At 30.8% G+C, this 12,516-nt stretch carries 16 protein-coding genes; 13 read left to right on the top strand and 3 right to left on the bottom strand.

What is annotated here, in order from left to right:
• Window positions 1-48 precede the first annotated feature (48 nt).
• The 4 genes from Q4586_RS01115 (at window position 49) to Q4586_RS01100 (ending at window position 3,085) form a co-directional block, all read left to right on the top strand.
• Entirely contained in the window at window positions 49-273 is a 225-nt protein-coding gene (locus tag Q4586_RS01115) for a FeoA family protein (protein WP_068701809.1), read from the top strand.
• 3 nt (window positions 274-276) lie between these two features.
• A complete protein-coding gene (gene feoB, locus Q4586_RS01110; RefSeq protein WP_303525583.1) occupies window positions 277-2,382 on the top strand; it encodes a ferrous iron transport protein B in 2,106 nt (701 codons plus the stop codon).
• Window positions 2,304-2,498, top strand: a complete 195-nt coding sequence (locus tag Q4586_RS14030) for a FeoB-associated Cys-rich membrane protein (RefSeq protein ID WP_472725597.1) — start codon at window positions 2,304-2,306, stop codon at window positions 2,496-2,498. The genes feoB and Q4586_RS14030 overlap by 79 nt, the downstream gene beginning before the upstream one ends.
• A gap of 113 nt (window positions 2,499-2,611) precedes the next feature.
• The gene (locus tag Q4586_RS01100; protein ID WP_068701805.1) at window positions 2,612-3,085 is read left to right on the top strand and encodes a DUF3575 domain-containing protein; all 474 of its coding nucleotides are present in this window, start codon (window positions 2,612-2,614) and stop codon (window positions 3,083-3,085) included.
• A 30-nt stretch (window positions 3,086-3,115) separates the two neighbouring features.
• Here the strand turns inward: Q4586_RS01100 and brnQ are convergent, their stop codons facing one another.
• Window positions 3,116-4,390 (bottom strand): branched-chain amino acid transport system II carrier protein, encoded by a 1,275-nt coding sequence (gene brnQ, locus Q4586_RS01095; protein WP_303525575.1) that lies wholly within the window; start codon window positions 4,388-4,390, stop codon window positions 3,116-3,118.
• A complete protein-coding gene (locus tag Q4586_RS01090; protein WP_303525573.1) occupies window positions 4,383-4,940 on the bottom strand; it encodes a hypothetical protein in 558 nt (185 codons plus the stop codon). Before Q4586_RS01090 ends, brnQ begins: the two co-directional genes overlap by 8 nt.
• A 43-nt stretch (window positions 4,941-4,983) precedes the next feature.
• Here Q4586_RS01090 and Q4586_RS01085 point away from each other — a divergent pair, with 43 nt between their 5' ends.
• Window positions 4,984-5,760: an alpha/beta fold hydrolase gene (locus Q4586_RS01085; protein WP_303525571.1), complete on the top strand. Its 777-nt coding sequence runs from the start codon at window positions 4,984-4,986 to the stop codon at window positions 5,758-5,760.
• Between the two features lie 88 nt (window positions 5,761-5,848).
• Window positions 5,849-6,502: a uracil phosphoribosyltransferase gene (gene upp / locus Q4586_RS01080; RefSeq protein ID WP_068701798.1), complete on the top strand. Its 654-nt coding sequence runs from the start codon at window positions 5,849-5,851 to the stop codon at window positions 6,500-6,502.
• Window positions 6,503-6,504: 2 nt separating this feature from the next.
• On the opposite strand, the gene Q4586_RS01075 is transcribed toward upp, so the two are convergent.
• Window positions 6,505-7,407 (bottom strand): DUF6427 family protein, encoded by a 903-nt coding sequence (locus tag Q4586_RS01075; protein ID WP_303525568.1) that lies wholly within the window; start codon window positions 7,405-7,407, stop codon window positions 6,505-6,507.
• Window positions 7,408-7,449: 42 nt separating this feature from the next.
• Here Q4586_RS01075 and Q4586_RS01070 point away from each other — a divergent pair, with 42 nt between their 5' ends.
• The 7 genes from Q4586_RS01070 to Q4586_RS01040 all read left to right on the top strand — a co-directional run bounded on the left by Q4586_RS01070 (window position 7,450) and on the right by Q4586_RS01040 (window position 12,516).
• On the top strand, window positions 7,450-7,668 hold the full coding sequence (locus Q4586_RS01070; protein WP_068701794.1) for a DUF6341 family protein: 219 nt from the start codon (window positions 7,450-7,452) through the stop codon (window positions 7,666-7,668).
• Between the two features lie 12 nt (window positions 7,669-7,680).
• On the top strand, window positions 7,681-8,352 hold the full coding sequence (gene trmB, locus Q4586_RS01065; protein WP_303525563.1) for a tRNA (guanosine(46)-N7)-methyltransferase TrmB: 672 nt from the start codon (window positions 7,681-7,683) through the stop codon (window positions 8,350-8,352).
• A 169-nt stretch (window positions 8,353-8,521) separates the two neighbouring features.
• Entirely contained in the window at window positions 8,522-8,851 is a 330-nt protein-coding gene (locus Q4586_RS01060) for an MGMT family protein (RefSeq protein ID WP_303525561.1), read from the top strand.
• Between the two features lie 102 nt (window positions 8,852-8,953).
• The gene (locus Q4586_RS01055; protein ID WP_271405648.1) at window positions 8,954-10,084 is read left to right on the top strand and encodes an Mrp/NBP35 family ATP-binding protein; all 1,131 of its coding nucleotides are present in this window, start codon (window positions 8,954-8,956) and stop codon (window positions 10,082-10,084) included.
• Between the two features lie 10 nt (window positions 10,085-10,094).
• Complete coding sequence (locus tag Q4586_RS01050; protein ID WP_068703880.1) at window positions 10,095-10,331, top strand: NifU family protein; 237 nt, start codon at window positions 10,095-10,097, stop codon at window positions 10,329-10,331.
• A gap of 204 nt (window positions 10,332-10,535) precedes the next feature.
• On the top strand, window positions 10,536-11,591 hold the full coding sequence (locus Q4586_RS01045; RefSeq protein ID WP_303525558.1) for an NAD(P)/FAD-dependent oxidoreductase: 1,056 nt from the start codon (window positions 10,536-10,538) through the stop codon (window positions 11,589-11,591).
• Window positions 11,584-12,516 carry a sterol desaturase family protein gene (locus Q4586_RS01040; protein ID WP_303525556.1) on the top strand — a complete coding sequence of 311 codons (933 nt, stop codon included), beginning with the start codon at window positions 11,584-11,586 and terminating at the stop codon, window positions 12,514-12,516. Before Q4586_RS01045 ends, Q4586_RS01040 begins: the two co-directional genes overlap by 8 nt.

Here is a 12,516-nt window from a genome sequence, read left to right as displayed (position 1 = left end):
GAATGGTTCTATTTTAGTATCTTTGCAAGCCAATTTATATGTGTTATTTTGAATTCAATTGCAACTTTACTTATCGGAGAACGTGGAATTATATCTGAAGACTGCTTAGATATTATCCCTTTAAAATTATTAGAAATGGGCTGTTTGCCAGGTACAGAAGTTGAATTAATGCAAGTTGCTCCTTTTAATGATCCGGTTTATATATGTGTAGATGGAAGTCATTTAGCAATACGAAAAGAAACGGCAAGTAAAATTACAATTACCAAAATATAACTGATGAACAAGCGTATTAAAGTAGCTTTAATTGGAAATCCGAATACCGGAAAAACATCATTATTTAATCAATTAACAGGGTTAAATCAAAAAGTTGGTAATTACCCAGGGGTAACGGTTGATAAAAAGGAAGGAACTTGTAAATTATCAGCCAAAAAATCGGCAATTATAACCGATTTGCCAGGGACTTATAGTATTAATCCAACATCAATTGATGAAAGTATTGTTTTAAAAACATTGTTGAATGCTGATGAAAATGAAAAACCTGATGTAATTGTAGTTGTTGCTGATGTTGAGAATTTAAAACGAAATTTGTTGCTTTTTTCTCAGATTCAAGATTTAGAAATGCCTACTATTTTAGCCTTAAACATGGCTGATCAGATGCAGCGTAAGGGAATTTCAATTGATATTAAAAAGTTAGAAAAGGATTTACATACAAAAGTAGTATTGATATCAGCAAGAAATAATAAAGGGGTAGGTGCTGTAAAAACTGCAATAGAAAATTATAAAGAGTTAGATACTTATTCTAGTTTTAATGAAATTTCATCAAAAATAGACACAAATTATTTTAAGGAATTACAAAAGATAAATCCTAGTTTTCTATCTTATAAATTGTGGATGATGCTTACCCAAAAGCATACTTTTTTATTATCTGAGGATGAGAAAAAAGAGCTAGAGTTGTTTGAGAAAAATGAGCCAAAGCAAAAAAGTTATCAGCATAAAGAAACCATTTATCGTTATCAAAAAATAAATTCAATTTTAAAAGAAACCTATACGGTTGATACATCAAAAGCAACCGATTTACGATCGAAATTAGACAGGGTTTTTACACATAAAATATTTGGGTATTTTATTTTTTTCGGATTGTTATTGTTAATCTTTCAATCTGTTTTTGATTGGGCTTCTATGCCAATGGATTTTATAGACGGTTTGTTTGCTAACATTGCTGAGTTTACAAAGATGAACCTTTCGTCAGGTAAATTAACTGATTTGTTAACCGAAGGAATTATTCCAGGAATTGGAGGAGTAGTTATTTTTATACCACAAATAGCTATATTATTTTTATTTATAGCTATTTTAGAAGAAACAGGTTATATGAGTAGAGTGGTGTTTTTAATGGATAAAATTATGCGCCGTTTTGGAATGAGTGGTAAAAGTGTAATACCCTTAATTTCAGGAACAGCATGTGCTATACCAGCAATTATGGCAACACGTACCATATCTAGTTGGAAAGAGCGTTTGATAACCATTTTAGTAACACCGTTTACAACATGTTCTGCACGTTTGCCTGTGTATGCAATTTTAATAGCTTTGATTGTTCCTGATACAAAAGTATTTGGAGTTTTAAGCTTACAAGGGTTAACTTTACTAAGTTTGTATGTTCTTGGTTTTGGTGCTGCAATAATTGGCGCTTATATTTTACATAAAACTTTAAAAATAAAAAATAACTCGTTTTTTGTAGTTGAAATGCCTAATTATAAGCTACCGTCATTAAAAAATGTGTTTTTTGACGTGTTAGAAAAAACAAAAGCCTTTGTTTTTGGAGCAGGAAAAATAATTTTAGCCATCTCTATTGTATTGTGGTTTTTAGCATCGCACGGACCAACATCATTTAAAAATGTAGAAAAAAATGTGATTGAAAACCCAGCTAATCAGCAGTTATTACCCTCAGAGTTATCACAAAAAATTGCCTCAGAAAAATTAGAAAATTCCTATATAGGTATAGCTGGTAAAACGATAGAGCCAGTGGTAAAACCATTAGGTTATGATTGGAAAATAGGAATTGGTTTAATTGCATCATTTGCAGCACGAGAAGTGTTTATTGGTACTTTGGCAACTATTTATAGTGTTGAAAATGATGGTGAGGATATTACAACGATTAAAGAAAAAATGGCGTCAGAAATAAATCAAGAAACTGGTAAAAAGCGCTTTAATTTTGCAACAGGAATGTCCTTATTACTATTTTATGCCTTTGCAATGCAGTGTATGGCAACTTTAGCAATTGTTAAAAGAGAAACTAAAAGTTGGAAATGGCCAATTATACAATTAGTAGGCATGGGAGTTTTGGCGTATCTATCTGCCTTTGCAGCTTATCAAATATTGAGTTAATGCAAGAAATTATTACATATATAATTGTAGGTTTAGCAGTCCTTTTTTTAGTAAATAAGTTTTTTATTAAAACTAAAAAAAGCAAAAATTGTAATACCGACTGTGGTTGTTCTTGATAATAAAGAATAGATTATTTTATTGGTAGCACGTTCTGTAATTAATGTATGTTTGTGGTATTGTAATTGATAGTTAAAGTTACGTATAACAATAATTGATTTAAAATTTAAAGATGAAAAAAATACTTTTAATAGCTGTAGTTTTAATCAGCTCATTTTCACAGGCACAACAAGAAGTAAAAATCGATATTTTTGATGCATTGGCATTAAAAACCCTAGAGGTTTCGTATGAACATTACACGGCCAGTCGTTCATCAATAGGATTGTCAGCTTTGTTTAATTTTGAAAAAAAATCATCTGATTTTGCTTACAACGAAGAATGGATGATTACTCCTTATTTTCGTCACTATTTTACAGACAATAGTAACTGGAATTATTTTGGAGAAGTATTTTTAGGAATTAATAACGGCATTAACAATAATAACGAGTATACAGATGGTGCTTTGGGTTTAGCAATAGGATCTAAATATATTTCTGGTGGTGGTTTTGTAATTGATGTTTATGGAGGACTAGGTAGAAATATGTTTTCTTCAGAATCTCGTTCTGTTGTACCAAGAGTGGGTATAAACTTAGGGTATAGGTTTTAATAAAGTTATGTGAAAATAAAAAAGCTTGCGTTATGCAGGCTTTTTTATTTTTATAATATTGGTTAAGATAAAACTTATAGTAGCCGGTAATACCCAACCTAAATGCTGATTTGCTAGTGGAATTATAGTTTTAACTTTAGTTAAGTATTCTTTATCAATAAAAAATTCTAAAAAATCAGGAACACTAAAAACAAAAGTTATAGCTACCACAATTTTAAAAACTAGTGCAGAGGTGTATTTATCTGAAATAACATTTAAAATTATTAGCACAATAGTAATTGGATAAATAAACATTAAAACAGGTAAAGCAATGTTTATAATATTACGAACATCTAATTGACCTATTAAAACGCCAAGAGCACAACCAATAATAGCGGTTGCTATATAAGTTTCTTGTAAATTATTAGTAATTCCTTTTATATAATCGGCAGTTCCGGTAATAATTCCAACAGCAGTAGTAAAACAGGCCAAACTAACTAGTACGCTTAAAAATAGTGTGCCAATATTACCAAGAGTTTGCGTGCTTAATGCGGTTAAAACTTCAGATCTAGTGGCTGTTTGATTAAAAATTGAGTTAAACAATGCACCATTATAAATCAACCCAGCATAAATAATTAATAGTCCTAATCCGGCAATAAAACCAGCTTTGGTAATTAATTCTTTCTTTGCCTTAAAAGAAGTTTCTTTATTAAAGTTGATAGAAATTACCAAAATACCACCAACAACAATAGCCCCAATCGCATCAAAAGTTTGATATCCTTCTAATAATCCACTAATAAAAGGTGTTTTAAAAGTAGATAAATTCATTGTTTCTGGAGATGAAAACATTCCAATAATTATAATCGATAATAGGATTAAGATTATTAAAGGAGTTAAAAATTTGCCTAATAAATTTAACACTTTTGTTCGGTTCATAACAAAAACAAAAACCAAACTAAAATAAATACTACTTGTTATTAGTGAGCTACTATTAAAATAAGGAGCAATTGCCATTTCATGAGTAACGGATGCTGTTCTTGGAGCTGGTAATGCAATTGAAATAGTGTAGATAAGGAGGCAGTATACGGTGCTAAAAATAGGAGATACTTTTTTACCAAAATCATATAAAGTTCCTTGTAATTTGGCATGTGCCAAAATTCCTAAAATAGGAATGAATACTGCGGTAATAAAAAAACCAATGGTTACCCAGCTCCATAAATTTCCTGCATTTTTACCTAAAAAAGGAGGTAAAATTAAATTACCTGCACCAAAAAACATAGAAAACAACGCGAATCCAGTAACATATATATCTTTTGTTTTATTCATTTTTTGTGGTGTTTTTAATAATAAGAGGGATAAAATTTATAGCCAAGTATATAAGAGCAATTGAGATTATTGTAAATTTTATAAAAGCACAATAATAGGCTATTAAACTCCAATTACTATTGGTACTACCTAGTAACAATTGTATCAATCCAATGTTTTCAATAGTATCAAGAATGGCGGTTAAGAGTTGTGAAAATAACAAGATTATCCCTACAAAATAAAAAGAGTGCCCTTTCCAAATAATTTCATTAAGCTTGTGAATTAATAAAGCAATTAATAGCGGATAAATCATTAAAAATAAAAAATCTAGCCCTAGGCTAATTCCAGCACAAATTTTCGATTTCGTACTCCAAGAGTTTAAAATAGTTTTTGAAATGTTAAAATCTTTTGCTAATTCGAAAGATAAAATTCCGTTTTCACAAACATCATTTATTAAATAATAATCAATCCTTAACATGCCATATAGTATACAAACAGTAGCAGTAGCAAGAAATAAAGTAAGTTTTTTTTCTGCAATATCTGATAAGGAAGAAAAAGGTGACGTTAACATGGTTTTAGAATAAATACTAGCGAAAGATACATATTTTTGCAAGATGGAAAAGATTCTCATTTATAAAAATAGTAAAATAGCATATTCAGACGTTGGTAAAGGAAGTGCTATTGTGTTACTGCATGGATTTCTTGAAAGCAGTATAATATGGAATGATATTAAAGGAGAGTTGATAAAAAAGAACCGAGTAATTTGTATTGATTTATTAGGGCATGGAAATACAGATAGTATTGGTTATGTACATACAATGGATGACATGGCTATGGCTGTAAAAGAGGTTTTAAATACTTTACTATTGCGTAAATTTTATATGATTGGACATTCAATGGGTGGTTATGTTTCGTTGGCTTTTGCAGAACTCTATCCGAAAAATATAAAAGGAATATGTTTATTAAATTCAACTGCACAGGCAGATTCTAACGAGCGAAAAAGTTTGCGTTTAAGAGCTTGTGAAATGGCAAAAGTAAATTATGATAACTTAGTTAAAATGTCTGTAGCTAATTTATTTACGCCTCAAACCCGCGAGCAGTTTTCTGTAAAAATTGCTGAGGTAAAAAAAATAGCTAAACAAACTTCAGTACAAGGTTATATTGCAGCAACAAAAGGAATGCAGTTAAGAGAAAATAAAGAAGCCACTATACAAACTATTGATAAACGATTAATTGTTGTAGGTAAAAAAGATACTGTTTTAAATTATCAATCTGTCATTGAAGAAGCAGCACGCACAAAAACTCCTTTTATTGAACTGCCTAATGGACATATGAGTTATATTGAAGACAAAGAGATTTTAATAGAGGTGTTAAAAAGATTTATTAATTAGTAATAACTATTTTTTTGTTTAAGGATACCCCTTTTTTATTTACATTAAACCCCTCTTTTTTGTAATTTAGCTATAAATAAATTAAAGTATGAAAATTCATCATCTAGCAAAAGAAACATCAATTTTAAATAAATATTTAAGAGAAATTAGAAGCATCGGTATTCAAAAAGACACCATGCGATTTCGTAGAAATATTGAAAGAATTGGCGAGATATTAGGATATGAATTAAGTAAAAATTTAACCTACGAACGATTAGATATCGAAACCCCTTTGGGTGTAAAAGAAACAAAATTTCCTGTAAATAGATTGGTCGTATGTTCTATTCTTAGAGCCGGATTACCATTACATAACGGATTGCTAAATTATTATGATGACGCTGAAAATGCTTTTATATCAGCATATCGTAATCACCCTAATAATGATACTGAGTTTGATATTGTAGTTGAGTATTTAGCTTCTCCATCAATTGAAGGAAAAACATTATTGTTAGCCGATCCTATGATTGCTACAGGAAAATCGTTAGTGGCAGTTTATGAAGCGTTAAAAAAACACGGAACCCCTAAAGAAATTCATATTATGTCAGTAATAGGTGCTACCGAAGGTATTGAATTTATAGAAAAATTTTTCCCAGAAAATACCAATTTATGGATTGCTGATATTGATAAAGAGCTTAATAGTAAAGGTTATATTGTGCCTGGTTTAGGAGATGTTGGTGATTTAGCTTTTGGAGCAAAACTATAATTTTATACAAATATTATTAGTATTGAGCTAATTAAAAAAAGTAATAATAATACATCAACAAACCACTTTTTTTGAAACAATTCTAAACCATTTGCTAATATTACAGCAGTAGGAAAAAACAAGAACAGTAATTCACTACCATTTTTAGGATTTATCAATAAAACAACAATTATTGAGGTTGTAAGGTGGATAAAAGTTAAAATCCAGTTTTTTCTAAAAGTATTTAAAACAGCCAAAGCCTTCGGGCTTTTTAGCATAAAAGCTAAAATCACAAAAATTCCGATAATAATATTAGGAAAAAGATACTTCGTGCTTAAGTATAAGTCAATATTATATAAATAACTCCAGTTAAAAAGTAGGTAAAAATCAGCCGTTTTTTCATACCAAAAACAATATGTAAAAAATAAAAAAATAACACTACCAAAGCTGATTAAAGGAGTTAATAAGGTTTGATAGGTAAAGCGTTGGTGCAAATACGTTGAAGCGTACAATAATATTGCAAACACAGCAGTGTAAGGTTCAATTAAAAAAGAAATACCTAGCCACAAACCGCCATCAAACAATTTGTGAAGCGTATTTTTGGATGATTGTAAACTATATACTTTGCGTAAAAAAAGCAATATGGTTATAGTAGCATATAATGTATAATTAATCTTTATTACAGTAGGAAAAAAACCAATAAGTATTACAAAAAACAAAAAAGCATAAGAATTGTCAAATGTTAATTGATTTTTTGCAAGAATAAAGTTGAAAACAGCAAAAATAACCACAAAATAAAATAATTCTTTAATCGAATTAAACGAGATTTCGGTGTAAAAAAAATGCAAAAAAAAGTACACTAAAAACAACGTGAAAATCACGAGAAAATTAACAGGCTTAGATTTACCGAAAAAATTGGCTAACATAGTTTCTTTTTATACTTTTGCAACTGTAAAGATAATCAAGTTATGTTAGGATTAAATATTTTTAGATTAATTGGAGATTTATTTGAGTTCATTTTAGTGCCATTTAAGTGGTTGCGCTTAGAAGTTGCAAAAGGAGACTTAGGATGGTGGACCTCAAATGCTGTTAACTGGGGGTTTTTATTAATCTTATTAGTGTTATTTGCTTATTGGATGAAGCAATCTGCTACTTTCTTAAAAGAAGGAACAGAGGATAGAGCTTAATTTGTAGAAACATTGGGAAGCAAAAATAAACTAAAACGTTTCAAAGAAAATGAAACGTTTGCAAATGTAATTCAGCCAACAAGAGAAGAGGTTATTAACGATTTTTCATTGAAAGGAAAATGGAATACCTTTTTTAAAAACGATAATCCTATTGTTTTAGAGCTGGGGTGTGGTAAAGGAGAATATACAATTGCATTAGCAGAAAAAAATCCGAATAAAAATTTTATTGGTATTGATATTAAAGGAGCTCGTTTTTGGCGTGGAGCAAAAACAGCAATAGAAAACAATATGCAAAATGTTGCCTTTATTAGAACTCAAATAGAATTAGTGGCACATATTTTTGCTGAAAATGAAGTGGATGAAATTTGGATAACTTTTCCAGATCCACAAATAAAATACCAACGCACCAAGCATAGAATGACCAACACAGCATTCTTAAAAAGATACCATACAATTTTAAAAGAAGATGGTATTATGAACCTAAAAACCGATAGCGAATTTATGCACGGTTACACCTTAGGTTTATTGCATGGCGAGGGGCACGAAATAATACACGCAAACCACAATGTGTATAAAAATGAAGGCGCTCCTGAAGAGGTAACTTCAACACAAACCTTTTACGAAAAACAATATTTAGAAGTTGGGAAACCAATAACCTATATTCGGTTTAAGTTAAATTACTAATATCGAAAAAAGACATTCCTGCAACTAGTAGGAATTTTTTTTTGCAATTTTTTTTGGACGCTCCCCTTTCGGGGCGTGCTTTCAGCCTTACACTATAACTTACTTCAATCACTAACGCAATATTAAGTATTGTTTAGCCAAAGATTAAAAATTAGGTATATTTACAACCATGTCAGATAAAAATTTCTTTGAAAAAGTATATGAGGTAGCGCGATTAATTCCACACGGAAAAGTAACCAGTTACGGAGCAATTGCTGTTTATTTAGGTGCTGCAAGATCTGCAAGAATGGTAGGTTGGGCAATGAACAAAGCACATAATTTAGACGATATTCCTGCGCACAGAGTTGTAAACAGAAAAGGACTTTTAACAGGTAAGCATCATTTTGAAGGTACTAATTTGATGCAACAATTACTAGAAAGCGAAGGAGTAGTTGTAGTTGAAAATCAAATTCAAAACTTCGATAAAATATTCTGGAACCCATCTACAGAATTACAATAAAAACTCCTTATTACCTCATAAATTTTCACAATCTAAACACTTTATTTTCTAAGTGTTAAAATGTATCTTTGTAACTTGTAATTAATTAAATTAAATACTCTAATGAGTTTTAAAAAACAAGATATATACAAAGCGTTAGAAACTATTACTGCACCTGGTGAAGGTAAAAGTTTAGTTGAAAACGAAAATATAAAAAACATTGTTACTTTTGGAAACGAAGTAATTGTAGATGTAACCATCTCAAATCCATCTTTACAAGCAAAAAAGAAGGTAGAAGTTGAAATAACAAAAGCAATTAACGAACATGTTGATAAGGCAATTGACGTGAAAGTGAATGTAAAGGTTGAGGCAAAACCAAAAGAAAACCCAACACAAATAAAAGGAAAAGAAATTCCGAATATTAAAAATATTATTGCAATTGCATCAGGTAAAGGAGGTGTAGGTAAATCTACCATAACTTCTAATATGGCTGTTTCTTTAGCAAAAATGGGTTTTAAAGTAGGTGTTTTAGATGCCGATGTGTACGGGCCATCACAACATTTAATGTTTGATGTAGCTTTAGAAAAACCTTTAGCAGTAAAAGTTGATGGGCGATCTAAAATGAAACCTGTCGAAAATTATGGCGTAAAATTATTATCATTAGGATTTTTTACCGACCCTAATCAAGCAGTAATATGGCGTGGACCAATGGCATCAAAAGCATTAAACCAATTAATATTTGATGCAGATTGGGGAGAGTTAGATTTCTTATTAATTGATTTACCCCCTGGTACCGGTGATATACACTTATCAATCGTACAAGCAGTGCCAATTAACGGAGCGGTAGTAGTAAGTACACCACAAAACATAGCCTTAGCTGATGCTAAAAAGGGAGTTGCAATGTTTAAACAAGAAAGTATTAACGTACCAGTATTGGGAATTGTAGAAAACATGGCGTATTTTACACCGGCTGAATTGCCAGACAATAAATACTATATTTTTGGTCAAGGTGGCGCTAAAAATTTAGCAACAGATATTGAAACAAGTTTCTTAGGAGAAATACCATTAGTGCAAAGTATTCGTGAGGCAGGTGACGTTGGTCGCCCAGTAGCATTACAAGAAAATAGCCCTTTAGAAAAAGCATTTACCAATGCAACTAAAGAGATGCTTTCTCAACTATTAAAAAGAAACGAAAATTTACCAGCAACCGAAGTAGTTCGAATCACTACCATGAGTGGTTGTAGTACTAAATAATAAAAAAGTTATGACAGCAGCAGAAATAGAAAGTAATGTAGAAAAAGCTTTAGAAGAAATTCGCCCTTTTTTAGTAAGCGACGGCGGTAATATTAAGCTATTGTCTATCGAAAATAATACCGTAAAAGTTCAGTTAGAGGGAGCTTGTAGTGGTTGCTCAGTAAATCAAATGACCTTAAAAAACGGTGTCGAAGCAACCATAAAAAAATATGCACCAATAATAGAAGAAGTAATTAATGTAGCATAAAACTTGATTTTTATCAGCTTTTAACAACTACAAACTTATTATTTTTGGGCGTTCGAGCGTGCTTTCGCTACTCGCTTTTTTAAAATATAAAAAAATATTTTAAAAAGAGCTTAAACAAACCGCTCAATCACTAACGCAAAATATTCCTGTCTTTTATTTTAAAGACAGGAATATCAGTATAAAAAAGAAAATTTTAGAAGTAAAATGATACAAACAGATATATTAATTATAGGAGCAGGTCCCACAGGATTATTCACCGTGTTTGAAGCAGGATTGCTAAAATTACGATGTCATTTAATTGATGCATTGCCACAACCTGGAGGGCAATGTTCAGAAATTTATCCAAAAAAACCTATTTACGATATCCCCGCATATCCAGAAATTTTAGCAGGCGATTTAACCGATAAACTGATGGAGCAAATTAAACAATTTGAACCAGGTTTTACCTTGGGTGAACGTGCTGATACTATTGAAAAACAAGAAGACGGTAGTTTCATAGTAACCACCAATAAAGGTACTAAGCACCAAGCGCCAATAGTAGCAATTGCAGGAGGTTTAGGAAGTTTTGAACCACGTAAGCCGCCAATTCCAAATATTGCTAACTTTGAAGATAAAGGAGTAGAATATATGATAAAAGAACCAGAACTTTACAGAGATAAAGATGTGGTAATTGCAGGAGGTGGAGATTCTGCCTTAGATTGGTCTATCTTTTTAACAGACGTAGCAAAATCGGTAACTTTAGTACACCGTAGAAATGAATTTCGTGGTGCTTTAGACTCTGTAGATAAAGTACAAGAATTAAAAGACGTTAAAAAATTAACACTAATAACTCCAGCTGAAATTAAAGGAATCGAAGGAGAAAATAAGGTAACTGGAGTTGTAGTTTCAAAAAAAGGAGAAGAAGAATATGTTTTAAAAACAGATCATTTTATTCCATTATTTGGATTATCACCAAAATTAGGTCCCATAGCAAATTGGGGATTAGAAATTGAAAAAAACGCCATTAAAGTAAACAATGCGTTAGATTATCAAACAAATATTCCAGGAATATATGCCATTGGAGATGTAAATACGTACCCAGGAAAATTAAAATTAATTTTATGCGGATTTCACGAAGCTACTTTAATGTGTCAAAGCGCATTTCAACGTATTTTTCCTGATAAAAAATATGTAATGAAGTACACCACAGTTGGTGGTGTAGACGGTTTTGATGGTACACGTAAAGAAGCGCCAAAAGCTGTCGTAAAAAAAATTGAGTAAATTTTTAACAACTTTAAAATTAAAACAATTGGCATTAGCAGATTATATACAGCAATTATCACAAGATAAGCTTTTGTATTTTGTCTTACCTATATTTTTTATTTCAATGGTTATTGAATATAAAATATCAAAAGAAAAATACAGTTTGAATGATACTAAAGTTTCGTTACTGATGATGCTTTTTTCTGCAATTATTGAGTTTATTCCTAAAATTGTAGCGTTTATTGTTTTTTTCTTTTTGTATGAGTTAAGTCCCTTAAAAGATACTGTTGGTCGTCAATGGTGGGCGTGGATTATATTGTTTTTAGCCGATGATTTTGCCTACTATTGGTTTCATCGCTTAAATCACGAAGTTCGTTTATTTTGGGCAGGTCATGTGCCACATCACTCATCAATATATATGAATTTAGGAACTGCTTTACGCCAAGGAGTTGGTGAACGTGCTCATAAGTTTTTGTTTTGGATATGGATTCCTTTACTCGGTTTTGATCCTTTAATGATGTTTACCATGATGGGAGTTAGCTTAATTTATCAATTTTTTATACATACCGAATTGATTGATAAACTGCCAAAACCAATTGAATATATTTTTAATACGCCATCACACCATAGAGTACATCACGCATCAAATATTCGTTATTTAGATTGTAATCATGCAGGGATTTTAATTATTTGGGATCGTTTATTTGGTACTTTTTCAGAAGAATTAATAGCGGTAGAAAAACCTATTTATGGATTAACCGTAAATATTAATACCTACAATCCTATAAAAGTAGCAACACACGAATATGGAGCAATTTGGAATGATGTTAAAAGAGCTAATAAGTTATCAGATAAATTGAATTATATATTTAATTCACCTGGTTGGACACATGACGGTGAAGATAAACGTGCTAAAACACTACGTAAAAAAATGAATTTGTAA

Source organism: Tenacibaculum soleae (genome assembly GCF_030549005.1).
Taxonomy (GTDB): domain Bacteria; phylum Bacteroidota; class Bacteroidia; order Flavobacteriales; family Flavobacteriaceae; genus Polaribacter; species Polaribacter soleae.
This window is presented reverse-complemented; position numbering and strand designations above follow the sequence as displayed.

Excerpts from the sequence above, each read along its gene's own strand:
- upp (WP_068701798.1), top strand. The coding sequence starts at position 5,849 with ATGAAAATTCATCATCTAGCAAAAGAAACATCAATTTTAAATAAATAT.
- Q4586_RS01090 (WP_303525573.1), bottom strand. The coding sequence starts at position 4,940 with ATGTTAACGTCACCTTTTTCTTCCTTATCAGATATTGCAGAAAAAAAA.
- feoB (WP_303525583.1), top strand. The coding sequence starts at position 277 with ATGAACAAGCGTATTAAAGTAGCTTTAATTGGAAATCCGAATACCGGA.
- Q4586_RS01055 (WP_271405648.1), top strand. The coding sequence starts at position 8,954 with ATGAGTTTTAAAAAACAAGATATATACAAAGCGTTAGAAACTATTACT.
- Q4586_RS01060 (WP_303525561.1), top strand. The coding sequence starts at position 8,522 with ATGTCAGATAAAAATTTCTTTGAAAAAGTATATGAGGTAGCGCGATTA.
- Q4586_RS01085 (WP_303525571.1), top strand. The coding sequence starts at position 4,984 with ATGGAAAAGATTCTCATTTATAAAAATAGTAAAATAGCATATTCAGAC.
- Q4586_RS01070 (WP_068701794.1), top strand. The coding sequence starts at position 7,450 with ATGTTAGGATTAAATATTTTTAGATTAATTGGAGATTTATTTGAGTTC.
- Q4586_RS01100 (WP_068701805.1), top strand. The coding sequence starts at position 2,612 with ATGAAAAAAATACTTTTAATAGCTGTAGTTTTAATCAGCTCATTTTCA.
- brnQ (WP_303525575.1), bottom strand. The coding sequence starts at position 4,390 with ATGAATAAAACAAAAGATATATATGTTACTGGATTCGCGTTGTTTTCT.
- Q4586_RS01050 (WP_068703880.1), top strand. The coding sequence starts at position 10,095 with ATGACAGCAGCAGAAATAGAAAGTAATGTAGAAAAAGCTTTAGAAGAA.
- Q4586_RS01045 (WP_303525558.1), top strand. The coding sequence starts at position 10,536 with ATGATACAAACAGATATATTAATTATAGGAGCAGGTCCCACAGGATTA.
- Q4586_RS14030 (WP_472725597.1), top strand. The coding sequence starts at position 2,304 with ATGGCCAATTATACAATTAGTAGGCATGGGAGTTTTGGCGTATCTATC.
- Q4586_RS01075 (WP_303525568.1), bottom strand. The coding sequence starts at position 7,407 with ATGTTAGCCAATTTTTTCGGTAAATCTAAGCCTGTTAATTTTCTCGTG.